This window comes from Acidipila rosea, assembly GCF_004339725.1.
Classification (GTDB): Bacteria; Acidobacteriota; Terriglobia; order Terriglobales; family Acidobacteriaceae; genus Acidipila; species Acidipila rosea.
In genome coordinates this window covers 347,216-371,079 of the sequence record NZ_SMGK01000002.1, presented here as the reverse complement: position 1 = coordinate 371,079, position 23,864 = coordinate 347,216, and the positions used below count along the sequence as shown (strand labels likewise).

The window sequence follows — 23,864 nt, the reverse complement described above, 5'->3', positions numbered from 1 at the left end:
GTTCACTGCTCAAGCGCATCCATTCCGGAAGTCGCCGTGCCATACTCCTTCAATTTGTTGTGGAGCGTCTTCAGGCTGATCCCGAGGATCTCTGCTGCTCGGGTCTTATTGTTGCCCGTCGACTCCAGGGTCTTGAGAATCAGGCGCCGCTCCGCTTCATCGACGGTCGTGCCGACCTCCACCTGCACCATGGAGCTGTTGTCATGGCTGAGACGCAACTGCTTCGAGCCGAAATTTGGAGGCAGGTGCCGCGGCTCAAGCTCACCCTCGCCACAGAGGATCACTGCCCGTTCGAGTGTATTGCGAAGCTCGCGCACATTTCCCGGCCAGTCATAGGCCATCAGCCGGGCGAGCATCTCGCTGTCGAAGCCGCTCACATGGCGGTCGTGCTTGCGATTCATGTCCTGGAGCAGGGACTCCGCAATGGCCGGGATATCGTCCTTATGCTCCCGCAGCGGCGGCATGTGGATGTTGAACACGTTCAGCCGGTAATACAGGTCGCCGCGCAGCTCTCCATTGGCGACCGCCAACTCAGGCTCTTTATTCGTTGCCGCCAGCACCCGCACGTCCACGGGCGATTCCACCTTGCTGCCTAGCCGCCGCAGTTTGTGGTCCTCGAGCACGCGGAGCAGCTTGGCCTGCGTACCGATCGGCATTTCGCCAATTTCGTCCAGCAGCAGCGTGCCTTCTTCTGCCAGTTCAAAACACCCTGATCGACGCTCCACCGCTCCGGTGAACGCGCCCTTCTCATGCCCGAAAATCTCGCTTTCAATCAGCGTCTCAGGGATGGCCGCGCAGTTGACCGCAACGAAGGGCTTTATCTTTCTCGGGCTTAGCTCATGGAGCGTCCGCGCAACCAGCTCCTTGCCGGTGCCGCTCTCTCCGGTAATGAGGACGGAAACGTTACTGGTAGCCACCCGTTCAATCAGCCCGAAGAGTTCCTGCATCTTTTTGGAGGAGCCGACGAGAGAGCCTAAAGCCCCTTTATCCCGCAGCTTACGGCGAGTAACCTCAAGTTCCCGTTGAGTATCCCGCTGCCTGTTTGCATTTGCCAGAATTGTACGCAGCCGGGTTGGGTCGATCGGCTTCTGGATGAAGTCGTATGCGCCCATCTTCATTGCTTCGACTGCCAGTTGAATGCTGCCTTGCGCCGTCAGCAGAATAACTGCCTGATCCTGCTTGAGTTCGCCGAGGCGCTCCAGCAGTTCCAGCCCATCCATGCGGGGCATCTTCAGGTCAGTCACGATGATGCCTGGCTGCCATGTCTGCACGCGATCCAGGGCTTCAACACCATCTCGTGCTGTTTCGGTTCTGTATCCCCATCCGGAGACCAGTTCCGCAAGTCCTATCAAGGCATTAGGTTCATCTTCTACTATCAGTACTTTTTCTTGATTTGCCATCTAACGCTTTTTCGGGGTATCCCTAGATTCTTCAGCTATGCTGCTTTCTCTTGTACCACGCCGGTGAGATCTTCCGTTGCGATTTGTCCAGGATGCGAATGAATCGTGTATCTTCAAAAGTTATGCTTGGTTACGAGATCAACTGCAAAGAAGTGGAAACATTAAAGAAGATCGGTGCAGCAGGCTTTGTGCTGCTCGATGTGCGTGAACCATGGGAAGTAGAGACGGCAAAAATAGAGGGTAGTCTCCATATCCCGATGGGCGATATTCCGTCTCGCGCCCACCAGGAACTCGACCCGGACTCTCATATTGTAACTGTTTGCCATCATGGTGTCCGCTCCATGAGCGTGGCCATGTGGCTGCGGGAGCAGGGCTTTGAAAACGTGCAATCCATGCGCGGGGGAATCGACGCCTGGTCGGAGGCAGTTGATCCTGAAGTTCCGCAGTACTGAAGCAGCAGGTACACCCCGGATAGCTGACCGGCCTATCGTGCGGTGAGCCGGTCAGCCACGATGGTGATGGCCAGCGTGCCCAGAATAAAGCCCAGCGATATGCTCACCGGAATCGTGATCCAGTGCGCCAGCAGCATCTTCAAAGCCACAAAGCTGAGGATGATTGCCAGCGCATAATGCAGCAGTTTGAAGCGTTCCAGCAGTCCGCCCAGTGCGAAGTAGAGAGATCGCAGACCCAGGATCGCAAAGATGTTTGACGTATAAACCACAAACGGATTCCGGGAGACAGCCAGCACCGCTGGGACCGAGTCCAGGGCGAAGATCAGGTCGGTTGCCTCTACTGCCGCGATCACAAGCAGGATCCCGGCGGTCGTCATCTTTCCCTTCGCTTCAAACCTGTGCTTCAGCCAACGCGCCGGGCCGGGAATGCTCGACGCTCCGGGATCGTGCCGAAACAGGCGAATACCGGCGATCAGGAGAAATGCGCCGAAGGCGTATTCCAGCCAGGCGAAGCGGGTAAGCAGGGAGACGCCGGCGGCGATGAACATGCCCCGCATCACAATCGCCCCGAGCACCCCCCACAGCAGCACGCGTCGCTGTTCTTCTTCCGTGAGCCTGACGGAGCGAAAGAGCAAAAGGAAAACAAACAGGTTGTCGACGCTGAGAGAGCCTTCAATCAAGTAGCCGGAGAAGAACTCAAGCCCAGGCCGGTGCCCCTGTGTCCTTGAGAGGAAAATCGCAAAACCGCTGGCCACGGTCACGAGGAAGATGGTCCAGCTCCACGCCACTCGCAGGCGCGCCGCCTGTTTGAAGCGGGCAAGCACCACCAGATCGACCAGCAGCAGACCGATCACCAGTGCGTGAAAGCCAATCCACCAGGAGAGAGGCGCGCCCGCGATCATCGGCTCATCGCTGATCGAGCATCTGGATGGTTTCCAGAAAAACATCGCCCACGATCGTCAGGCTCCGGGCGCTGAGCTTGTCCATCGTGTCCTGCGCGGTGTGGTGGTAGGAGTCTTCATACCCATAGTTGATATCGATGATGTCGGCACACGGTACCCCTCGCTGCATGAAGGGCAGGTGATCGTCCTCAATCTGATTATTGCGCTGGAAGAAATAGGACTGATACCCGAACTTGGCAGCTGCCTTGTCCACCGTATCGAGCAACCATGGCGTAGAGTTCAGGTCGCGGTCGATGTCGAGGTCCTTGTCCCCGATCATGTCCGCCAGCAGGAATGCCTTGATGGTCTTCAGTGTTCCGTCGTTCTGCCACTTCGCTGCCAGGTGCTTGCTGCCGTAGAGGGAGTCGGAGTGCGACCAGCTCTGAAACGCTTCCTCTCCATCGAAGAAGACCAGCCAGACGCTTGGCCCGTCCAGCACATGTCCGCGAAGATGGTTCGCGGCTTCGATCAGCAGCCCCGTGCTGGAGCCGCCGTCGTTGGCTCCGACGAAGTTGATATTTCTCAGCGGATAGTTGGTTTCATAGTGAGAGGCCAGCACAATCTCGCCCGGCTTGCTGCCCGGGAACTTCACGATGAAGTTGTGCATGGTCATCAGACCCGCCGGTGTCTGCGCGGTAAAGGTATCTTCTTCGAGATGATCCCGGGCAAAGGTCTTCTTCAGAAATGCCTCAGCCTTCGCGTGTCCCGGACTTCCAACCCAGCGTGGTCCGATGGCGACAAACTGGCGGGTGTACTCGAGCGCCTTTGCGCCATTGAAGTTGATCTGCGGTGGTGCAGCCATTGCCGAACCTGTCAGCAAAAGCAGGGAAGCAATGACACGACGCATCATGCTGCTTCCGCCTTCGCCTTCCGCCGAGACGGGTGGACCATGAATGAGACTCCAATGCTGATCAGATAAAGGCAGAGCATAGGGGTGGCGAAAACGCACATCGTCAGCACGTCGGGCGTCGGCGTAATGATCGCTGCGATGACGAAGATGATGAGGATCGCGTAACGCAGGTTCTTCCACAGAAACTTCGGGCTGACAATGCCGAAGAGCGAGAGGAACATCACCAGGATGGGCAGCTCAAACGTAATGCCAAGGCCCAGAATGACGGTGAGAAACAGGTCTGTATATTCGTTGATCTCGATGAGAGGGCGAAACTCCTTGCTGTACCCGAGCAGGAAGTCCAGCGACCCCGGAAAGACCCAGCGGAAGCCGAAGTAGGCGCCGGCAAGAAACAGCCCGACCGTCGCGATCATGAAGGGCGTCACATAGCGCTTTTCGTGCTGATAGAGGCCCGGCGAAATGAAAAGCCAGACCTGGTAGAGCACAAAAGGGGAAGCAAGGATGCAGCCGCCCATGAAGCTGATCTTGAGGTAGAGGTTAAAGGCATCGATGGGGTTGTGATAGACCAGCTGCGTCGGCATATGGTGCGCTGCCAGCGCCAGCGTGATGGGCCGCTGCATGTAGCCGTAGATCTTCTCATGGAAGGCGTAGGCGACGAAAAACCCGACGACGATATAGATGACCGAATGAACGATGCGGCGGCGCAGCTCGTTCAGGTGTTCCATCAGGCTCATGCCCGGCAGTTCGGCGCGTTCTGATACGGCCGCGCGCGCGCGGTCGACGATGTCAGCCATGGGAGGTGGTTGCCTGCTCCGTTTCTTGCGTTGAGTGCTCACTGGGGCTGCTGGGCTCAGGCGCCGGTGCGGGCCGGTTGACCGGCTCTTCCAGCGGAGTTGCCGCGGCAATGGCAGCCGCCTCTTCCGGCGGGGGAATTCGGCTTACCTGCTCACCCGTCGAAGGTGGCATGATGGTCAGTTGCGGCGTCTCTGCAGTGGCTGTGGCGGTCGATTGCGCCGCAGCTTCAGACATCTGTTTCTGCCGCTCCTGCTGCTCCATCGCGCGCAACTCTTCATCCATCTGCATTTTGAATTCGTTGCTGGCGCGGCGAAACTCGGCCATCAGCTTGCCGATCTGGCGGGCTATTTCCGGCAGACGTTTCGGTCCGAAGAGAACCAGAGCCAGCACGAAGATGAAAATGGAATCGCCCAGATGCATTGTTCCTCATATTACCCGCCGCAAGCCACCAGCCACAAATAGGGAACGGCCTTGCCGCGAAAACGGATGCTGTCACGTCTCTTTTGAGATACCCCGCCCCGGAAGTAGCTACTTCCGCCGCTTGGAGCGGTTCTTCTTGAAAGGGCGCTTCGGAGCGGGTTTTGTACTTTGCTGCATGCTCTTGGCCAGCTTTTTCTGCTTCTTTAGAAAGGTCTTGCCCTTGGCTGGCCGCGCCTGCACCGTGGTGCCGTCTTCCGCTTCGAGAATGGAAAACTGGAGCCGTCGCTGCTGGGCGTCTACCCGGTCAAGAAGGACGCGAACCTGCTGCCCGGCGGAGAAGCGCCGCTTATTTCGCTCTCCCATGATGACCCGCGTATTTTCGCGGTAACTATAGAAGTCGCCATCCATGCGCCCCAGCGATTCGATAGGAACCAGCCCTTCGATGAAGAGATTATGCAGCTCTACAAACAGGCCATACTTCGTCGCATTCAGCACCAGTGCGTCGAAATCTTCCCCGACGCGGTCGCGCATGAACTTGACCTTCTTCCACTCCACCAGTTCACGCTCGGCATCGGCTGCGCGGCGCTCTGTCTCGCTCGTTTCCAGGGCAATCGCTGCCAGCTCCGCTTCAGGAATAGGAGCCTCAATCTCCGAAGCAGCTCGATGCGTGGGATGCCCTGCAGTCCAGGGGCGTGATCGGGCATGCGGCTCACCTTTCACCAGTTCACCATGGCCATCGACGCCGGCGGCCAGCAGTGCTTTCGTGATGCGGTGCACAATTAGATCCGGATAACGGCGGATCGGCGAGGTGAAGTGCGTATAGCAGGGTGCCGCCAGGGCAAAATGGCCTTCATTCTTCTCGCTATACCGGGCCTGCTTGAGCGAGCGCAGCATCAGGTAGGCCAGGATGCGTTCTTCCGGCTTTCCGGCGATCTTTGCCGTCAACCGCTGGTACATCTGCGGAGTCACCGCTATATCTTCGGGAATCTCGTGCTGCCTTGCGCTGCTGCCGCGATGGCCGTGACTGTGCTTTTCGCGACGGTCGGCCTTCATCGTCACCCGGCGCACGGGCAGCGCGCCGATCCCGAGGGAGTAGCCGAAGCTCGCGGCGGTATCCTCAAACTCGACCACCCGGCGCGGCTCCGGTTTCTCATGAATACGATAGATCGACGGCACACCAAGGTTTTCAAGCCATGAAGCGACGCACTCATTGGCCGATAGCATGAACTCCTCAATCAGCCGGTGCGCCCAGTTGCGTTCTGAGCGGGTGACGTTCTTCATCGCGCCGAACTCGTCAAACTCGATGATCGGTTCTGGCAGGTCAAAGTCGATGGAGCCACGTCGCTCCCGCTTAGCATTCAGAATGAGGGCCAGCTCCTTCATCCGGTCAAACTCGGGCGCCAGCGGGGCAAACTCCTCACGTGCGGCTTCATCTCCATCGAGAATGCGGTAGACCTGCGTGTAGGTCATCCGGCGCGCGGAGCGGATGATGCCCTCGCAGATCTCAAAGCCAAGCACCGCTCCCTCCGCATCGATCTGCATCAGGCACGACAGTACAAGGCGGTCTTCGCCGGGCCGCAGGCTGCAGATGCCGGTCGAGAGCTCCTGCGGCAGCATGGGGATGGCGCGATCCGGAAAGTAGACCGAGGTGCCGCGCAGCCGCGCTTCGAGGTCAAGGTCTGAGGCCGTAGGAACGTAATGCGCCACATCCGCAATATGTACCTGCAGCTCCCAGCTGCCGTCATCGTGTTGTTGCACCAGCACGGCGTCGTCGAAGTCGCGGGCCGTTTCGCCATCGATCGTCACGATCGGCAGATGCCGGAAATCGCGCCGGTGTGCTGCTTCTTCCGGGTCGAGAACGGCTACCCGTCGAGCCTCTTCCAGCACGTTGTCCGGAAAGATGCGTGGAAGCTGGTGCTTGCGGATAACGATCTCGACATCGACGCCAAAGGCATCTTCCTGGCCCAGCACTTCGACCACCCGGCCCCGCGCGATCCGCGTCTCGGTGGGCCAGTCGGTGATCTCCACATCCACCACCAGTCCTTCCAGATCTTCAAAAGCGCCGCGCAAGGCCTCTTCACCCAACACGCGATGTGGTCCTGCCATCTCCCGGACCGAGGGCAGCTCCGCGTCAAAAGGGATGAGGATCGGGCGGGTCATTCGCTCATCCACCGGAGTCACGAGGTGTCCCTGCGCACCTGCGTGGCGGCCATAGTGGAAAATGCCCACGATGGTTGGGTTCTTGCGGGTGAGTACGCGCGCAATGCGTCCCAGACGGCGTCCGTCCCCGCGGGGTGGCGCAAGCTCCACCAGCACCTGGTCGCCCTGCATGGCCCCCTGGAGTGAATCGGGAGGGATAAAGATGTCATCCTCCCCGCTCTTTTGCCGGTCGGCAGGGCGCACAAAGCCGAAGCCATCGCGGTGCAGATCAAGCCGTCCCGCCACCAGATTGTCCCGGGTGGCGGCTGCCCGGGCGATGCCCCATTGCTCTCGATCCAGTTTGACCAGCGCCCCTTTGGCCGTAAGCCGTGCAAGATGTTCCAGCAGCAGGCGGCGCTCTCGTCCACCTCCGAGCCCAAATTCCCGGACAAGCTGCTTGTAACCGGCGCGCTGCCCGGCAGATCGCTCAATGTGGCGCAGGAGTTCCCGGTCGGTCATAGTCCTTCTTTCCCTCCGATGGTAAGCGGTATGGGGCGGGGAATTGAAGTTTCCTTGCGAAACATGTGCATTTTTTACGCAGAGATGTTTAAGATGCAGACAGAAGATTCCTGAGCAAGACCCTTCACTGTACTCAGTAGAACGCGCACCTTCGCGTGAAGATAGAGTTTTGTTTTAACAAGAAAGGAAACATCAGCAGATGTGGAAGCCTAATCAGTCCAGCAGCTCGACGCCGACCCCCACTCCCGAGCCAGCGCGTCCGGCTACCCCCTCCACCCCGAGTTTCGAATCGAACACACTCCGCACCTCACAGGCCGCGCCGGCTGCTGGCGATCAGGCCACCATCGGCAAGAGCCTGGTGATCAAGGGCGAAGTGACGGGCTCCGAATCGCTTTTCATTGACGGCAAGATTGAAGGCTCGGTCACTCTTCCGGGCAACCGCGTCACCGTTGGCCGCAATGGCCAGGTCTCGGCCAACATTACGGCCCGCGAGATCGTCGTCCTCGGCAAGGTTCGCGGCAATGTAAACGCCAGCGACCGCGTTGATATCCGCAGCGAAGGATCGCTCACTGGCGATGTTGCCGCACAGCGCATCTCGATTGAGGATGGCGCCTTCTTCAAGGGCGGCATCGATATCCGCAAGCCGGGCGATGCGAAGCCTGCGGCGGCCGCTGCTGTCGAGCCTGCCAAGACCCCGGTTCAGGTCTAGCTCTGCGCCAGGCTCAGACTCCGGCCTTTGCAGCGGAGTCTGAGCCTTCCGTCCTCAGTTTGAATCGGAACCGCATATCTTCGCCGAACCACTGAATGTAGTTCGTACCCCATCCGTTGTTATAGAGGCTGAAGTGCAGCCCCTTCGCCAGATCCGGTTGCTCGTTTGAGAAGTACACCGGGTGACGCTCGCCCAGCGCTACCACCGGCGCATCGACGCTTTCGATTGTGAATCGGCCCTGGCCATCCTGGTAGCTCACCTCATTCAGGATCGCGTGCATGTGCCTGTTTCCGCCCGCAACCACGTCGAGCGGCGAGACGGGCTGGCCGGCTTTCTCCATCATCCATCCACGGCTCTCCTTCACTGGCGGATGGAACGTCAGCCAAAGCGCCTCGGGCAGTCTGTTCGGCGCCTTGTCAAACCAGGAGAAATTGCACTCCACCTCTGCGCTATCGTTCGGCAGCAGCACTTCCAGGTACATCTTCTGCGGCCACGCCACCAGTCCTGAGCGCATCGCTGATTCATCCCGAATTCCCAGTTCAGCCACAATCCGCTCTCCCCGCGCATCGTGACCCTGCCACAGATGCAGCAGCGAGGGAAACCAGTTCCTGCTCTCCGCGCCGAAGTGTGCAATGTTCGGTTTGCCGAAATCCTTTGGCGCCCAGTCCGCCTTTGACTTCAAGTAGCTGTTGAAGAAGATATCGTAATCGTGTTGAGAAAGAGTCTGATAGCAAAAAAGCGCCAGCGGATTTTCAGCAGAGGCCCACGCCCGTTGAGTCCGCTTTTCATACAAATGCCGTATCGCCCCCGTACCGGGATCAAAGGCAAGTTCGAACCGGTCCGTGGAGATTGTCTGATGCGGATCGAGGTGCTCCAGTCCATCCGTTGAGGGCGGCAACGGCTTCAAGGCTGCCACTCTTGTCGTAGCCTCTGCGCGCAGCTCCTCCGGCAGCGTCGCAATCCCTGCAAAGAGATCGTCCCGCTTCTCCTTCCAGGAGAACTCAACCGTCTGGTAATGAGGTGTTTTGATAACCGAACTGAGATCATGCGGGGTGTAATGGTCAAAGTCCAGCCACGTCTTTGTGTCCGTTCCCCAGGTGTGTTCCGCTTCGAGCAGCAGATGCCGCAGCAGTTGGAGATCGGTCACGTCACCTACCGCGAATTTCCCTCCGCCGATCCATTCGCGCCGCAGCCGAGCCACCTCGCGATAACGCGCCACCTTGACCGGGTCACTGGACACGCCATAGATCCACGTATCGCCGATCTCCTGCTGAACTACCGGAAGCCCGCTGCGGTAGGGCGCGATAGCGTTGGCTATCTCGGTGAGGCTGGCGGCTCTCACCTCCGCACCGGGGAACTGTTGGCGCAGCCGCGCATAAATCTTCGCGATCTCTTCCGGAGTGTGCGGGCCACTGTTATCGTTGCGCACCTCGATGTCCACTGCCAGGTCAGAGCCGGGCACCAGGACCAGGCTGCCGTAGTCATGATGGTGATACATGACGGTGATCGCCCTGCTGCCGTCATGCCATTCGAAGAGAGAAGGAACATCGGGAGGGGTACTTGCCGCATTGACTCCGATGTCGAGGAACTCGATCCCGCTCGCCCCAAGCGGAGCCACCAGTCCGCGCGTGTGTCCGGGAACGTCGGTCATCTTGGCGCCGGTCGTTGTTTTTCCAAAGCGCTGATCGAGCGATTTCGAAAGGCCGACTGCGCCGCGGATCAGCGATGGGTCCAGCAGTTCGGACTGCCACGAAAAGGGAAGTCCATGCCATGCCAGATCGCCTTGGACGAGCGCTGTCTCCATGCGCTTGCGATCTGCAGGTGAGGCCTGCTCCAGATATTCGTAGACGAGCCATGAGCCAGTGGTCCAGACGTAGGGATCGCGGCCAGACTCGCGCGAAGCGGCAGCAATCGACATCGCCTGCGGAAAATATTTGTTGAAGTACATGCCGACCACGGCGGCCTGAGTATTGATGAACCCTGCATCGAAGTGGCATTTGAACATGATCAGCACGCGCTTGACCGACTCCGGCTTCGTGGTCTGGCCGCGCAATAGCTCCGGCATAGACAGTGCGGCTCCAGCCGCGGCAGATGTGCGCAAAAACTCCCGGCGATTCATTGGCAGGTTTATCTCTCCGATCCAGTCGTTTCTGGATTTCAGTGGCAACTATATACTGCCCGGGCGCGGCAGGCAGTCCTCAAGAGCCACTGCGGCGTGCAGAGGCCTCGCTGCTTTATAGTGATAGGCCAAGGTCAATAAGCGGTAGGGAAGAATGTTGCGCCCATATCGCACCATCCGTTTTTAGGAGACTCATGCAAGGATTTCGTCGCGTCGCCCCACCCTCTGTCAGCAGGCTTTTTCTGGCGACAGCGCTCTTCTCGGCCTCTGCCTTTGGCTGTCTGCCATCTGCTCTCGCGCAGCAGGCAGCAGCACCGCAGCAGTTGCCGTTCCCTGAGAGCTACGGCCCCTACGATGCCGTCTCTCTTGCCGGCGGCGCCGGGTTGGTCAAGCCCATTCCTGCACAGGACCCCATCCTTCGCAACAGCGCGGCCTGGACTATCTCCGCCTGGGTTCGAGTCTCCGCAGACGCGCTGACCTCAAACGAGCCTACATTGATCGGAGGTGTTGGAGACCCTGCAGAGGAGTACGCGCGCATGCTTGGCTTTGAGGCAGGCAAGCCGCTCGTCTGGATGGGCGAAGGCGCAACGCTGGTTGGCAGCGGGGAGCTGACGCCCGGCACATGGCACCTGCTCACTGCCACCTTCGACGGCACAATGACCCGGCTTTACAGCGATGGCGCCCTCGCCGGGAGCTCTTTTCTTGCGTTCGGAGATGTTAACGCTACCATGGAAATCGCTCCCGCTCGTCATCTGCCGGGGGATCTCAACACTCCGCGGCCTGCAAAGACCTGGAAGCACTTCGGAGGAGCCGTCGCTGCTCTCACACTCGACCGCCAGGCGATGAGCGCCGCGGATGTCCAGAGGCTCTATGAAAATCGCCCCGACTTTACTCTGCTGCGTTTTGAGGACGCATCCAAGCCGTGGCCTGTGCAGACCCGCGAGCAGGCAGGCTACCGCGCGCCCCAGGACGGCAATCAGCTGCCGCACTCCAATGCGCCTTATGCAAAGCCCATTGCCGCGCCCCTGCCGCCGGCGCACGCTACGCTGACCCGCCTTGGCGAAGCGGACACGTGGAAGGTAGACAGCCGATGGATGCTCGAAGCGGCGCCCAAAGTACAGGTGAGCGGCGCGGAGGCCGGCGAAAAGATCGCCCAGCCCGGCTTTAACGATCGCGGCTGGATGGTCGCAACGGTACCCGGCACTGTGCTTACCACGATGATTGACCGCGGTGTCTATCCCGACCCTGATTACGGCCTCAACAACATGGCGATTCCCGAATCGCTCAACCGCCAGCAGTACTGGTACAGGACCGAGTTCACTGCGCCCACTGCGGCCGAACACGGGGCTGACCGCAATTGGACGCTGACCTTCAACGGCATCAATTATGCAGCCGAGGTCTGGCTCAATGGGCACAAGCTCGGCACGATCAAGGGTGCGTTCATCCGCGGAGCCTTCGATGTCACTGGCATCCTGAAGCCAGGCGCAAAAAATGCGCTCTCTGTGCGCATCTCGCCGCCGCCACATCCGGGTATTCCGCAGGAGCAGTCCATCAAGGATGGCCCAGGCGAGAATGGCGGCATGATGTGCCTCGACGGACCGACCTTCGTCGCCACCGAGGGATGGGACTGGATTCCCGCCATTCGAGATCGCGACTCCGGCATCTGGCAGGATGTGGAGCTGTCGGCGACGGGCCGCGTGTCTATTGGCGACGCGGAAGTAGTGACGACCCTTCCCAATCTGCCCGATACCAGCCGCGCAGACGTCGAGATTGATGTGCCGCTGACGAACTCGACACAGGCGACGCTCAAGGGCATGCTCACTGCCAGTTTCGACGATGTGGTTGTCCACGAAGACGTGAGCGTACCGCCGGGTGGCGCAACGGAAAAGCTGACACCGGCAAGGTTTCCTCAGTTGACGGTGGAGCATCCGCGCCTCTGGTGGCCCAACGGCTACGGCAAGCCGGAGCTGCATACCCTCAGCCTCAGCTTCGTGGCTGCTGGCGCAAAGGGCGGTCATCTCTCTGACAGCAAGCAGCTGCGCTTCGGCATTCGCGAGGTTAGCTATGAGCTCAGCCTGCTCGACAATACAGGACATCTGCGCCGTGTGCTTTATTCGCCCTCTCGCGACCGCAGCGGCCCCGTGTCACCCGTCGATGTCACCCACGACGGCATGCGTCAGATCGCCGACGGCTGGGTCTCTTCCATCAGCAAAGGCGAAGACAGCTCGCCTGCTTACCGCCCCTCGACAGATCAGGGAGCTGCACCCTATCTGACCATCGTGGTCAACGGTGTCCGCATCGCCGCGCGTGGCGGCAACTGGGGCATGGACGATTCGCGCAAGCGTGTCTCACGTGAACATCTCGAACCCTACTTCCGCCTTCATCGCGACGCCCATCTCAACATCATCCGCAACTGGGTCGGGCAGAATACGGAGAAGACGTTCTACGATCTTGCTGACGAATATGGACTCATGGTTTGGAATGATTTCTGGGATTCGACCCAGAACTACAACGCCGAGCCGGAGGATCCGCAGCTCTTTCTCCGGAACGCACGCGATACCATCCTTCGCTTCCGTAACCATCCCTCCATCGTGATGTGGTGTGGCCGCAATGAAGGCGTACCCCAGCCCATTCTCAACCAGGGGCTTGATGAGCTCACCCACACGCTCGACGGCACCCGCTACTACTCGCCCTCGTCCAACCAGGTGAACCTGCAGAACAGCGGGCCCTACAAGTTCCGTGACCCGGAGGACTATTTCAATAAAACGAATGCAGGCTTCTCCGTCGAGGTGGGAACTCCGTCCATGCCCACGCTGCAGTCTTTCGAGAGCTTCATCCCGAAAGCGGATCAGTGGCCGGTGAGCGACGATTGGGCTTACCACGACTGGCACCAGAAGGGGAACGGCGATGTTGCTCCCTTCATGACGGAGATTGCGAAAGAGTTCGGCGCACCTACCAGCCTCGCTGATTTCGAACGCAAGGCGCAGATGCTCAACTATGTCGATCACCGCGCCATCTTTGAAGGCATGAACGCTCACCTCTGGGCGCCCAACAGCGGCCGCATGCTTTGGATGACGCAGCCTGCCTGGCCGTCCACGATGTGGCAGATTCTCAGCTCTGACTACGACACGCAAGCGTCCTTCTACGGCGTTGAGGAGGCGTGCGAGCCGATTCACATCCAGTTCGACCCGACCACCGACACAGTACAGGTGGTGGACACAACCGGCAGCGCGCCAACGGGTCCCATAGCCATCAGCGCTCGCGTAGTCTCCGCAACGAATCAGGAGCTGCTGGCTAAGACCGGCACGCTGACTCTCGCTGCCGACCGTGAGCAGGATGCCTTCACTCTGCCGATCGAGGCGCTCCATAAGAAGCAGCTCATTTTCCTCAAGCTGGAAGCGCATGACAGCGCAGGCAGGCTGCTCTCGCAGAATCTCTACTGGATGGGACCGGAAGCCGCGCCCTATCGCACGCTCAGCGCACTTCCTCAGGCGACGGTGACCGCAAGCGCCCAGGCAAAACCCGCAGACCACGGCGAGCGTGTCCTGAGCGTAGAGCTGCGTAACACCGGAAGCGTGGCCGCACTGCAGGCGAAGCTCACGCTTGAGTCCAGCCAGAGTGGCTTGCGCATCCTTCCGGCCTACTACAGCGACAACTACGTTTCGCTGCTTCCGGGAGAGAGTCGCACCATCGAGATCCGCTTTCCCGTAGGCGCATCTGGCGCGGCTTCGCCCCGTCTTTCGCTTGCCGGGTTCAACCTTTCCCCGGCGACTGTTTCAATCGCTCATTGAAAGGAAGCGCCTGCCTCAATGGAGTGACGGCAGGCGCTTCGCTCCCAGAACTATTGCGGAGTTGACCGGCCATCGTACAATATTCATGGCGTCAAGGAATGCGAAAGTGGCGGAATTGGCAGACGCACCAGACTTAGGATCTGGCGGGTAACACCGTGGGGGTTCAAGTCCCCCCTTTCGCACCAACCTCCTGTCGAGTCGCGATAGACTGGAGTGGCTATGAGCGCCAGTTCACAAAATCCGCTGCAGCCGAAGATCAATCTCACCCAATCGCCCGACTACCGCGAGACCTACGCCAACAGCGTGCAGGTCAGAGTCAGTGTCTGGGACTTTTTCCTCATGTTCGGCGTGGCCCATCAGGATGCCCCCGACCAGCTCAATATCCGCAACATGCAGGGCGTCTATCTCAGCCCGCAGCAGGCCAAGGCTCTGTTAAACATTCTCGGGCAGAACATCGCGCAGTATGAGCAGGCCTTCGGGCCCATTGCACTTGAGCCGCACCACACTCCTGTTCCGATTCCGAATGGCCCGGTCCACTGAGCCCGTGGCCCACGGTCATTCCCGGCAAGGTGTAACCCTCAGGCAGGGGGCGGTTGTGCTTGCCGGCATCTTTGCCGCGCTGGTGCTCACGCATCTGCCTCTCCTTCGCCTTCCTTACTACTGGGACGAGGCTGGCTACTACATTCCCGCGGCGTACGACTTTCTGCGAAGCGGCTCGCTCATTCCATACTCGACGCTGTCGAACGCGCATCCGCCGCTGCCGTCGCTTTATCTGGCCGCCTTGTGGAAGCTCTTTGGCTTCACTCCGCTCGTCACCCGGATCGCCATGTGCTTCGTCTCAGCGGTGGCGCTCGCAGCCGTCTACGCGCTTTCTGTGGAAACCACGGGCAAGCCGCAGGTGGGGGCTGCCACCGTGCTGGTGACGGCGCTTTATCCCATCTGGTTTGCGCAGAGCACGCTCGCGCATGCGGATATGTTTGCCGCTGCCGCAGTTCTGTGGGGCATCTACTTCTACCTTCGCGATCGTGCTGGTTGGGGGGCAGCGGTGTGCTTCTCCCTGGCCGTCCTCGCGAAGGAGACGGCCCTGGTCACGCCTCTTGCTCTCGCTATCTGGGAGGTACGGTTGGCGGCTGGAGAGCCCAACCCGCGACGCCGACTCAGCACCATCGCCCGGCTGGCGCTGCCTATCCTCCCGCTGGCGCTCTGGTATCTCTACCACTGGCGGCGCACCGGGTTTGTCTTTGGCAATCCGGAGTACCTGCGCTACAACGCTACGCAGACGCTCACGCCCCTGCGTATTCTGCTCGCCTTCCTTCACCGCCTCATGCACATCACCCTGCACATGAATCTCTTTGTGCCGGTACTGGCCATGTTTGCATGCATGCTGCTGCCGCCGGTCGCTGAAGACCGGAATGCACCGAGGGAACGCATCAGCTTTGCCGATCAGAAGGTCTTCTACGTCGTCATCGCGGCGAGCGTACTCTGTTTTTCCGTTCTGGGTGGAGCGCTGCTCACGCGCTACCTGCTGCCGTGCTATCCGCTCGTCCTGCTCATGTGTGTCAACACCTTTCGCCGCCGTCTGCGAGGCTGGCTCGGCCTTGTGGCATTGACTCTGGCGGCTTTCGTGGCGGGTCTCTTCGTCAATCCTCCCTATCGCTTCGCCCCCGAAGATAACCTCGCCTACAGTGACATGATCCGGCTGCAACAGGCAGCCATCCAGCAGATTGAAACCCGCTACCCGGGAGCAACCGTGCTCACCGCGTGGCCGGCGAGCGATGAGCTCACCAAGCCGGAGCTGGGTTACGTCAGCCAGCCGCTGCCCGTCGTTCCTATTGATAATTTTTCCTTTGCACAGGTTGAGCGGGCAGCCCAGTCGCCCACCTCGTATACGGTTGCCCTCATCTTTTCGACCAAGTATGATCCGCCACATTTACTGCTGAGCCTCGGCCATTGGAATCAGCTTTACGATCAGCGCTTCTTCAGCTTTCACCGCGACCTCTCAGCCGCAGCGGCGGCGCGGCTGCTGGGCGGTTCTGTCGTGTGGCGGCAGCAGCGCAAAGGCCAGTGGGCAGCCCTGATCCATTTTGATCGTCCGGTGGAAGCGCGGCTTTCTTTCCTGCCCTGACGGCCTTCCCAATCCCCGAACTATAATCACGGTTGACGTGCGCTTTCCTGCTTTCACCCTCGCCTTGCTGCTCCTGATCGCCGCTGCGCCTCTACGTGCGCAGCAGAGCCCCGCTGCCTCCTCGCGTCCGCAGCCGCAAACCCCGGCTGCTGCCTCGGTTCAGGCGCAGGCCCATGGGCGGCTCCTGCTTGTGCTGCCGTTTGAGAATCACAGCGGCCAGCCCAGCCTTGACTGGATTGGCGAAGGAGTGCCGGAAATCTTCAACGAGCGGCTTGGCTCGGCGGGTTTTCTGCCCATCAGCCGCGGAGATCGCCTCTATGCCCTCGATCATCTGGGGCTTCCGCTGAACTTCCAGCCATCCCGCGCCAGCACCATCCGTCTCGCGCAGACTCTCGATGCCGATTACGTGATTTCCGGCTTCTTCACCATCACCGGCAAGGAGATCACGCTCACAGCCCGGGTGCTGGATGTCACCGGTCTCAAGCTGGGTAAACCGATTGTCGAAAATGCTCCCCTCGAACAACTGCTTAACACCCTCAATACACTGGCCTGGGATGCTGTCAAGCAGATCGACCCCGCTTACCCGGTAGCGGAGTCCACCTTTGTTGCGGCGGATGCAAACCTTCACGTCGAGGTTTTTGAGAACTACGTGCGCGGCCTGGTGGAGGATTCGCCCACTGAGCGCATCCGTCACCTCCATGAGGCACTGCAGCTTAGCCCGGGTTTTTATCCCGCGTGGCTGGCGCTTGGCCGGGCTTATTTTTCCAATCAGGATTACGACCAGGCCGCAGTTGCCTTCGGTCATCTTCGGCAGACGGATCCGCATGCGCTTGAGGCCGATTTCTATCGCGGACTCTCCTACTTCTATACCGGCAACTACCTCAAGGCCGAGGATGCCTTCGCCTTTGATACGACCAGGCTTCCCCTTCCGGAGGTCGTCAACAACGAAGCCGTAGCAGCAAGCCGGCGGGGAAAAGACGCGGTTCCGCTTTTCCAGCAGGCGGTTGCGGCAGACCCCAAGGACGCAGACTACCGCTTCAACCTCGCCGTTGCCCTTGCCCATCGCGGCGATACCGCGGGTGCACTTCGCGAGATTACGCAGGCGCTCAAGCTGCGCCCCAATGACACCGAGGCGCAGGGAATTCAGACACAGCTCAAGTCAGGCGCTGTGATCCCCGCATCTGCGTCAAACAACAGCGGTCCGCTCGAACGCATTAAGCGCAGCTACAATGAAGCCGGTTTCCGGCAGGCAGCCTTCGAGCTTGAACAGATGCAGATGATGAAACTCGCCATGATGCCGCCTGCGGCCCGGGCAGCGGAACTGGTGAAGGATGGCGCCGTATTCCTCAATCGCGGTCTGCTCCTTCAGGCGGAGCGGGAGTTTCAATCGGCGTTAGCGGCAGACAGCTCCAATGCCGCTGCCCACGCAGGCCTTGCGCAGGTTCGCGAGCGGACGGGCAACTCCACCGCCGCCCGCGATGAGGCTCAGAAGTCTCTCTCTCTGCAGCCAAACGTACCGGCCCATCTGGTCCTCGCGAGGCTCGATCTGGCTTCCAATCAGCCGGCGGCCGCGGCTGATGAGGTGAGTCAGGCGCTTCACCTCGACCCCAATAACGCAAACGCACGCGGCATGCGCCAGGCGCTCGAGTCGCGCGGGCAGCAGGTGCCGTGATGCTGCCCCGGCGTCGCCAGTTGACGCTCCTGGGGCTATTCGCATGCCTTCTGTTTGCCATTGCTTCCGCCCGCGCGGCTTCGTCGGCTCCGGTCGTTGTTGTCCTCCATCTCAGAGATACGATTCAGCCCGTCAGTGAAGGCTACCTCCAACGCGGCATCAAGCGCGCCGCGTCGCTGCATGCGCAGGCGCTCCTGGTGGAGCTCGATACGCCCGGCGGCCTGCTCGACACCACCCGCAGCATGGTCAGCGCGATTCTTGCCTCTCCTGAGCCGGTCATCATCTATGTAGCTCCCACAGGCAGCCGCGCCGGTTCGGCAGGATTTTTCCTGCTCGAGGCGGCGGACGTGGCGGCTATGGCGCCGGGCACGAATGCCGGCGCAGCGCATCCGGTTATCGAGGGTGGCAGGCTTGATCCCGTCATGAAGCAGAAGCTCGAAAATGACGCGACCGCATTTCTTCGCTCCTATACTGCCCCGCGCGATCGAAACGTGCAGGCCGCTCAGGACGCGGTCCTGAACTCGAAGTCTTACAGTGCGCGCGAGGCGCTCGATCTTCATCTGATCGATCTGATCGCGCCGGATGAAAGCGCCTTGCTTCGGCAGATCGACGGCAGGCAAGTGAAACGCTTCAATGGCGGCAAGGTCACGCTGCACACGGCAGGCGCGGAGCTGGTGGCTCTCAAACCCACTCTCCGCGAATCGATTCTCGACCGGCTCGTCGATCCGAACTTCGCCCTGCTTGCGCTGGTCACCGGTGCGCTGCTCATCTATCTGGAATTCAATGCGCCCGGTACGATCGTGCCCGGCGCGCTCGGCACGCTGCTGGTGGTGCTCGCCCTCTTCGCGCTCAATCTGCTGCCGATACGCTATACGGCGATCATGCTGCTCATCGGCGCTTTCGTTCTGTTGCTGCTTGAGGCGAAATTCTTCAGCCATGGAGTGCTTGCCGCCGCCGGCATCGTCTGCCTGATCGTCGGAGCCTTGACGCTGGTCGATGCGCCTGTTCCCGAGCTTCGCATTCATCTCGCAACAGCCGTCAGCGCCGGGCTGTCTTTCGGCCTGATCACCGCTTTTCTCGCCCGTATCGCCTGGCGCGCGCGTCGCAATAAGATCATGACTGGTCCCGCGGCAATGGTCGGCATGATCGGAATCGCCCAGCAGCCGCTTACGCCCACCGGTCAGATCCTGGTCCACGGGGAACTGTGGCAGGCGCTGGCTACCAGCGCCGTTGCGGAGGGCGAACAGGTTCGCGTCAATGCTGTAAGTGGTTTGACGCTATTAGTCGAGAGGGTTCCTTGAGCTTCTTGGCATTGCCTTTTTCACCTCCTGCAGCTACCGGCTGCAGTACAATCGCACCTCAGTGAGGCCCTATTATGGGAATACCCGGCCTGATCGTTATTGCCGTCATCGTTATCTATCTGTTGAACTCGATCAAGATCCTGCGCGAGTATGAGCGCGGCGTTGTCTTCCGCCTTGGTCGAGCCATCACGCCCCCCAAGGGTCCAGGCCTCGTCTTTATCTTCCGGCCGTTTGACCAGATGGTCCGCGTCACCCTGCGCCAGGAGGTGCTCGAAGTTCCTCCGCAGGACGTGATCACCCGCGATAATGTCACCATCAAGGTGAATGCCGTCATCACCCTCCGCGTGCTTGACCCCTCGCGCGCCGTCATCGAAGTCTCCAACTATGTCTACCAGACCTCGCAGTTTGCCCAGACCACGCTGCGCTCCGTGCTCGGCGAAGTCGAACTGGATGGTTTGCTCTCTCATCGCGACCAGCTCAACCAGCGCATCCAGAGCATCATCGATCAGCGTACAGAGCCTTGGGGCGTCAAGGTGGTCAGCGTTGAAGTGAAGCAGGTGGATCTGCCCGAGCAAATGCTGCGCGCGATGGCGAAACAGGCCGAGGCCGAACGCGAAAAGCGCTCAAAAATCATCAATGCTGAGGGTGAGTTCAGCGCAGCGCAAAAGCTTGTGGATGCGGCCAACCTGTTGGCGACGCAGCCCCTGACCCTGCAGCTGCGCTATCTGCAGACGCTCACGGATATCGGCGTCGAAAAGAACACCACTGTGGTCTTCCCGTTGCCGATGGAGTTCATGTCGCTGATTAACAAATTTGCGGGGCTCACCCCCGCACCGGCAGCTCCGGTTGAAAGAAAAGAGAGCCAGGAATGAGAACGATGTACGACCGGGAAGAAGAGACAACGGATACAGAACTGACCCTTGGGATGACCTCGCTGCTGGGCATCTTTTTTGGCCTGGTGCTTGTGTGCGGGGTTTTCTTCGGCTTCGGCTATTCTCTGGGGCGTCACAAGCCGGTACCCACGGTGGTGCCTGCAAATGCCGATGCGGTCCCCGCGCCTGTGCAAGTGCATAAACCATCGGCCACGGCAGATTTGCAGCCGGATGCCTCACCCGAAGAAGCATCCGCTGCGCCGGAGATCAAGCCTTCGCTGCAGCCTGCGGTGGTCACCGAATCCCGGCCTGCCAGGCCGATGGCCCAGCAGGCGGCAAATGTAACTCCTCCGGTTACAAAAAAGGTGGCGACGACGTCAGGACCGGCGATGATGGTGCAGATCGCAGCTGTTTCTCGCCGCGAAGATGCCGAGGCGCTCGTGACTGCACTTCGTAAGCGTGGCTACAGCGTCAGCATCTACAGTGCGCCGCACGACAGCCTACTCCATGTCCAGGTCGGCCCCCTGGCCACGCGTGACGAGGCAAAGGCAATGCGCGCCCGGCTCCAGGGGGACGGCTACAACGCGATCATCAAGCCGTAGCGCTACGCTGCTGCAGGCTGCGTGGAAGCTTGTCGTAGATGCTGTCGAAGCCGCCGTTGGAGAGTATCGCGACCACATCCCCCGCCTGAAGCTCAGGCGTAATCTGTGCCACGATCGCGTCCGCATCTTTGAGCATTGCCGCCTGCACGCCCCGCGCATTCAGAGCGCTCACGACCGCCGCCGGATCAAGCCTCTCGGCTTCGGGAATGCTCTCCTGCCTGAACACGCTGGCCAGCACCACGCGATCAGCCAGCGCAAGGCTGTCCGTCAACTCTTCCTCGAACACATTTCTGCGCAGCGTATTGGAGCGTGGTTCGAGCACCGCCCATAACCGGGATTCCGGATGGGCCGAACGCAACGCCTTCAATGTCTCCCGAATGGCTGTCGGATGATGAGCGAAGTCGTCGATGATGGTGACACCATCAACCACCGCACGCACCTCCAGTCGCCGCTTGACGCTGCGAAAGCTCGCCAGCGCCTCAACGATGGATTCCCGGTCCACACCCTGACCGGCGGCGAGCGCTGCCGCTGCCGTGGCATTCAGCGCGTTATGCTCGCCTGCCATATTCAGCTTTATCTCAGCCCACGGTGCGCCGTCCCGCAGCAGCGTCCAGTGCGTACGACCATCATTGTGGCGAAAATCGCGGATGCACCATCGTGATTTTTCGCTGAAGCCATAGCGTTCGACCGCGCAGAAAGCATTTGCAACACATTCGGTTACATTTTCTGCGCCATCGAAAGCCACAATCCGTCCACGCCGCGGTACAAGGTTCACCAGCCGTTTGAATGCAGTCTTCACCGCGTCCAGATCGCGATAGATGTCGGCATGGTCATATTCCACATGCGTCAGAATGAGGGCATCAGGGAAGTAGTGCATGAACTTCGGCCCCTTATCGAAAAAAGCCGTGTCATACTCATCGCCCTCGATGATGAAAGGGCGCCCCTCACGCAGGTGAAAGCTGGTCCCAAAGTTTTCTGCGACTCCACCGATGAGGAAGGATGGCGCAAGCTCCGGACTGCGCCGAGAGGCCACTTCATAGATCCACGCAAGCATGCTGGTCGTGGTGGTCTTCCCGTGGGTACCTGCAACGACGAGCGACTCGTGCCCGGCAAGTAGCTCCTCGTGGATCAACTGTGCGAGCGACTGGAACGGTATGCGCTGGTCCAGCACGTATTCAAGCTCGATATTGCCGCGTGAGATAGCGTTGCCCACAATCACGAGGTCAGGGGCGGGCTGCAGGTTCGCTTCTGCAAAGGGTTCTGAGATGGGAATATGGAGAGATTGCAGCAGGTCGGACATCGGCGGATAAGCAGCCTGGTCGGACCCTGTTACGCGATGACCCTTCAGTTGTAAGAGGCCCGCGAGAGAAGCCATCGCTGTGCCGCAGATTCCGATCAGGTGGATATGCTTTTTCGCTTGCATCTTTAGGCCTTCACCGCCGGTTCGAGATAACGCAAAACTGGCTCATCTCCAGCTATCAGTTCCGCTTCTATGCCCATGGGCAGCGTCACATTTCCACGGGAAACATGCCCCGAGCGCAGGCCGGTAACGATCGGTCCATCGAACCCATCCAGCACGCGCAGAATCACCTGGTCGAGCAGATCGGGAGAAGCGCCGGGTGATACACAGTCCACCATCTCCCCGAAGATGAAGCCGGTGACGCCGTCGAGTTTTCCCCCCAGCACAAGCTGCCGCAGCATGCGGTCGATCTGGTAAGGCTTCGCCGCGAGATCTTCCAGGAACAGCAGCTTACCTTCGGTTTGCGGCTCGAAACGTGTACCGGCCGATGCAGTCAGCAGGCTCAGGCAGCCACCGTAGATAACCCCACGTGCCTTGCCGGGGCGCAGAATCCGCAACCCCTCTGAGCTGCCTGCTTCCACAGTGCCGCCGCTCAGCGCAGCGCGCAGGCTTGCCATGTGGACGCCTTCCGTCAGGGCAAAGTCTGCCGCGACCATCGGACCATGAAAAGTGGGAATTTCAGCCTGATCCATCATCCACGTTTGCAACGCCGTAAGGTCGCTGTAGCCGAAGAAGGGTTTCGGATTGGCGCGAATCAGATTTAGGTCGAGCCCCTCAAGCAGGTAGTTGCATCCGTAACCGCCGCGGATACAAAAGACGGCCTTCACGTCAGGATCAAGAAATGCGTCGTGAAGATCGTTGAGCCGCTCCTCTACCGTTCCGGAAAAGTAGGGTGCGCACTTGCCCAGAGTATGCGCTCCGGGCACAGCGTCAAACCCAAGCGCGCGCAGGGCCTCAAGGCCAGCCTGGACGCGCTCCGGCCGGGCGCTGCTTGCAGGCGCAATAACGGCGATGCGCGCGTTGAGCGCAACAGCAGCGGACTTAATCAACGAATGCCTCTCCGTAGGCGATCAGCTCCGCAGGCCCGGTCAGCAGCAGTTGCGTTCCGTCGCCCTGCCAGTCAACCGTCTGTGCGCCGCCCGGAGCGTGTACAAGCAGGTGCGCGGCCGCCGCGCGCTTCACCATCGTCGCGGTGGCTGTCGCACATGTGCCGGTTCCGGAGGAGCTGGTTGGCCCCACCCCGCGCTCGAAAATCCTTATCGCAATCTCACGGTCGCTGCGCTGGTGCACAAACTCGACATTGGTCTGCTCCGGAAAGTCGCGATGAAAACATATCTCACGGCCCAGCTCCTGCCAGCTTTTTCCCTGCAGGGTGAAGCTCTCATCGTTAACGAAGAGGACAAAATGCGGATTGCCGGTCGAGACGTTCACCCCGTGAACGATACTGCCATCCTCCAGCTTCACCGTCTGATCCTGGACCGTGGGAACGCCCATCTCCGCCTTCATCTGAAAGTGGTGACCCTCTGCGTTCACAATGTGCGAGGTGCGCTCGCCGGCATCGGTCTGGAGCATCACCGTGTCGGCGGCTGCAAGATGCTTTTTGTGGGCGACATAGGCGGCAACGCAGCGGGTGCCATTTCCGCTGATCTCGGCGATCGAACCATCGGCGTTGAAGAGACGGATGCGCCCTGAGCGTTCGCCCGTCATCTCCAGATACTCGACGCCGTCTGCGCCAACGCTGGTGTTGCGCGAACAGAGCTGAATGGCCTGCGCACGCAGCTTCTCGGTGTCGTGCAACGGGCTCTCGACGATCAGGAAATCGTTGCCGCAGGCATGGGCTTTAGCAAAGTGAATCAT

Annotated in this window: 19 protein-coding genes and 1 tRNA gene; 10 read left to right on the top strand and 10 right to left on the bottom strand. The window is 60.1% G+C overall.

Annotated elements, in window-relative coordinates:
- Positions 1-2: 2 nt before the first annotated feature.
- Positions 3-1,400, bottom strand: a complete 1,398-nt coding sequence (locus C7378_RS06635) for a sigma-54-dependent transcriptional regulator (RefSeq protein ID WP_131993707.1) — start codon at positions 1,398-1,400, stop codon at positions 3-5.
- A 98-nt stretch (positions 1,401-1,498) separates the two neighbouring features.
- Between C7378_RS06635 and C7378_RS06630 the strand changes: the two genes are divergently transcribed.
- Positions 1,499-1,852 (top strand): rhodanese-like domain-containing protein, encoded by a 354-nt coding sequence (locus tag C7378_RS06630; RefSeq protein ID WP_243648113.1) that lies wholly within the window; start codon positions 1,499-1,501, stop codon positions 1,850-1,852.
- Positions 1,853-1,884: 32 nt separating this feature from the next.
- Here C7378_RS06630 and C7378_RS06625 read toward each other — a convergent pair whose 3' ends face one another.
- From C7378_RS06625 to C7378_RS06605, 5 genes are all read right to left on the bottom strand, one after another.
- Entirely contained in the window at positions 1,885-2,799 is a 915-nt protein-coding gene (locus C7378_RS06625; protein ID WP_131993704.1) for a TerC/Alx family metal homeostasis membrane protein, read from the bottom strand.
- Entirely contained in the window at positions 2,759-3,643 is an 885-nt protein-coding gene (locus C7378_RS06620) for a M28 family peptidase (protein ID WP_243648112.1), read from the bottom strand. Before C7378_RS06620 ends, C7378_RS06625 begins: the two co-directional genes overlap by 41 nt.
- A complete protein-coding gene (tatC, locus tag C7378_RS06615) occupies positions 3,640-4,437 on the bottom strand; it encodes a twin-arginine translocase subunit TatC (RefSeq protein WP_131993701.1) in 798 nt (265 codons plus the stop codon). Before tatC ends, C7378_RS06620 begins: the two co-directional genes overlap by 4 nt.
- Positions 4,430-4,858, bottom strand: coding sequence for a twin-arginine translocase TatA/TatE family subunit (locus C7378_RS06610; protein ID WP_131993698.1), 429 nt, complete (start codon positions 4,856-4,858; stop codon positions 4,430-4,432). Before C7378_RS06610 ends, tatC begins: the two co-directional genes overlap by 8 nt.
- 108 nt (positions 4,859-4,966) lie before the next feature.
- Positions 4,967-7,516, bottom strand: coding sequence for a ribonuclease R family protein (locus C7378_RS06605; RefSeq protein ID WP_131993695.1), 2,550 nt, complete (start codon positions 7,514-7,516; stop codon positions 4,967-4,969).
- A 199-nt stretch (positions 7,517-7,715) separates the two neighbouring features.
- Here C7378_RS06605 and C7378_RS06600 point away from each other — a divergent pair, with 199 nt between their 5' ends.
- Positions 7,716-8,225, top strand: a complete 510-nt coding sequence (locus C7378_RS06600; RefSeq protein ID WP_131993692.1) for a bactofilin family protein — start codon at positions 7,716-7,718, stop codon at positions 8,223-8,225.
- Between the two features lie 13 nt (positions 8,226-8,238).
- On the opposite strand, the gene C7378_RS06595 is transcribed toward C7378_RS06600, so the two are convergent.
- Positions 8,239-10,344, bottom strand: coding sequence for a DUF5054 domain-containing protein (locus tag C7378_RS06595; protein ID WP_131993690.1), 2,106 nt, complete (start codon positions 10,342-10,344; stop codon positions 8,239-8,241).
- A gap of 194 nt (positions 10,345-10,538) precedes the next feature.
- Here C7378_RS06595 and C7378_RS06590 point away from each other — a divergent pair, with 194 nt between their 5' ends.
- The 8 genes from C7378_RS06590 (at position 10,539) to C7378_RS06555 (ending at position 20,707) form a co-directional block, all read left to right on the top strand.
- The gene (locus C7378_RS06590) at positions 10,539-14,135 is read left to right on the top strand and encodes a glycosyl hydrolase 2 galactose-binding domain-containing protein (protein WP_131993687.1); all 3,597 of its coding nucleotides are present in this window, start codon (positions 10,539-10,541) and stop codon (positions 14,133-14,135) included.
- A 100-nt stretch (positions 14,136-14,235) separates the two neighbouring features.
- Positions 14,236-14,320 (top strand) — tRNA-Leu (locus tag C7378_RS06585).
- 34 nt (positions 14,321-14,354) lie between these two features.
- The gene (locus C7378_RS06580) at positions 14,355-14,675 is read left to right on the top strand and encodes a DUF3467 domain-containing protein (protein WP_131993684.1); all 321 of its coding nucleotides are present in this window, start codon (positions 14,355-14,357) and stop codon (positions 14,673-14,675) included.
- A complete protein-coding gene (locus C7378_RS06575; RefSeq protein ID WP_131993681.1) occupies positions 14,659-16,260 on the top strand; it encodes a glycosyltransferase family 39 protein in 1,602 nt (533 codons plus the stop codon). Before C7378_RS06580 ends, C7378_RS06575 begins: the two co-directional genes overlap by 17 nt.
- 37 nt (positions 16,261-16,297) lie before the next feature.
- On the top strand, positions 16,298-17,932 hold the full coding sequence (locus C7378_RS06570; protein ID WP_243648111.1) for a tetratricopeptide repeat protein: 1,635 nt from the start codon (positions 16,298-16,300) through the stop codon (positions 17,930-17,932).
- On the top strand, positions 17,932-19,233 hold the full coding sequence (locus tag C7378_RS06565; protein ID WP_131993678.1) for an NfeD family protein: 1,302 nt from the start codon (positions 17,932-17,934) through the stop codon (positions 19,231-19,233). The genes C7378_RS06570 and C7378_RS06565 overlap by 1 nt, the downstream gene beginning before the upstream one ends.
- Positions 19,234-19,307: 74 nt before the next feature.
- Complete coding sequence (locus C7378_RS06560; RefSeq protein WP_131993675.1) at positions 19,308-20,105, top strand: slipin family protein; 798 nt, start codon at positions 19,308-19,310, stop codon at positions 20,103-20,105.
- Positions 20,102-20,707: an SPOR domain-containing protein gene (locus C7378_RS06555; protein WP_131993672.1), complete on the top strand. Its 606-nt coding sequence runs from the start codon at positions 20,102-20,104 to the stop codon at positions 20,705-20,707. The genes C7378_RS06560 and C7378_RS06555 overlap by 4 nt, the downstream gene beginning before the upstream one ends.
- On the opposite strand, the gene mpl is transcribed toward C7378_RS06555, so the two are convergent.
- Genes mpl through dapF form a run of 3 tightly spaced genes read right to left on the bottom strand, consistent with a single transcriptional unit; the run spans position 20,697 to position 23,864 of the window.
- Complete coding sequence (gene mpl, locus C7378_RS06550) at positions 20,697-22,130, bottom strand: UDP-N-acetylmuramate:L-alanyl-gamma-D-glutamyl-meso-diaminopimelate ligase (RefSeq protein ID WP_131993669.1); 1,434 nt, start codon at positions 22,128-22,130, stop codon at positions 20,697-20,699. The genes C7378_RS06555 and mpl overlap by 11 nt on opposite strands.
- Before the next feature lie 2 nt (positions 22,131-22,132).
- A complete protein-coding gene (locus C7378_RS06545; RefSeq protein WP_243648110.1) occupies positions 22,133-23,056 on the bottom strand; it encodes a S66 peptidase family protein in 924 nt (307 codons plus the stop codon).
- Positions 23,049-23,864, bottom strand: coding sequence for a diaminopimelate epimerase (gene dapF / locus C7378_RS06540; protein WP_131993666.1), 816 nt, complete (start codon positions 23,862-23,864; stop codon positions 23,049-23,051). The genes C7378_RS06545 and dapF overlap by 8 nt, the downstream gene beginning before the upstream one ends.

What these genes read in the sequence shown, in the direction of transcription:
- dapF (WP_131993666.1), bottom strand. Translation starts at nt 23,864, where the DNA reads ATGATTCACTTTGCTAAAGCCCATGCCTGCGGCAACGATTTCCTGATC.
- C7378_RS06555 (WP_131993672.1), top strand. Translation starts at nt 20,102, where the DNA reads ATGAGAACGATGTACGACCGGGAAGAAGAGACAACGGATACAGAACTG.
- C7378_RS06625 (WP_131993704.1), bottom strand. Translation starts at nt 2,799, where the DNA reads ATGTTTTTCTGGAAACCATCCAGATGCTCGATCAGCGATGAGCCGATG.
- C7378_RS06560 (WP_131993675.1), top strand. Translation starts at nt 19,308, where the DNA reads ATGGGAATACCCGGCCTGATCGTTATTGCCGTCATCGTTATCTATCTG.
- C7378_RS06590 (WP_131993687.1), top strand. Translation starts at nt 10,539, where the DNA reads ATGCAAGGATTTCGTCGCGTCGCCCCACCCTCTGTCAGCAGGCTTTTT.
- C7378_RS06610 (WP_131993698.1), bottom strand. Translation starts at nt 4,858, where the DNA reads ATGCATCTGGGCGATTCCATTTTCATCTTCGTGCTGGCTCTGGTTCTC.
- C7378_RS06635 (WP_131993707.1), bottom strand. Translation starts at nt 1,400, where the DNA reads ATGGCAAATCAAGAAAAAGTACTGATAGTAGAAGATGAACCTAATGCC.
- C7378_RS06630 (WP_243648113.1), top strand. Translation starts at nt 1,499, where the DNA reads ATGAATCGTGTATCTTCAAAAGTTATGCTTGGTTACGAGATCAACTGC.
- C7378_RS06600 (WP_131993692.1), top strand. Translation starts at nt 7,716, where the DNA reads ATGTGGAAGCCTAATCAGTCCAGCAGCTCGACGCCGACCCCCACTCCC.
- C7378_RS06575 (WP_131993681.1), top strand. Translation starts at nt 14,659, where the DNA reads ATGGCCCGGTCCACTGAGCCCGTGGCCCACGGTCATTCCCGGCAAGGT.
- C7378_RS06565 (WP_131993678.1), top strand. Translation starts at nt 17,932, where the DNA reads ATGCTGCCCCGGCGTCGCCAGTTGACGCTCCTGGGGCTATTCGCATGC.
- C7378_RS06595 (WP_131993690.1), bottom strand. Translation starts at nt 10,344, where the DNA reads ATGAATCGCCGGGAGTTTTTGCGCACATCTGCCGCGGCTGGAGCCGCA.
- tatC (WP_131993701.1), bottom strand. Translation starts at nt 4,437, where the DNA reads ATGGCTGACATCGTCGACCGCGCGCGCGCGGCCGTATCAGAACGCGCC.
- C7378_RS06580 (WP_131993684.1), top strand. Translation starts at nt 14,355, where the DNA reads ATGAGCGCCAGTTCACAAAATCCGCTGCAGCCGAAGATCAATCTCACC.
- C7378_RS06620 (WP_243648112.1), bottom strand. Translation starts at nt 3,643, where the DNA reads ATGATGCGTCGTGTCATTGCTTCCCTGCTTTTGCTGACAGGTTCGGCA.
- mpl (WP_131993669.1), bottom strand. Translation starts at nt 22,130, where the DNA reads ATGCAAGCGAAAAAGCATATCCACCTGATCGGAATCTGCGGCACAGCG.
- C7378_RS06605 (WP_131993695.1), bottom strand. Translation starts at nt 7,516, where the DNA reads ATGACCGACCGGGAACTCCTGCGCCACATTGAGCGATCTGCCGGGCAG.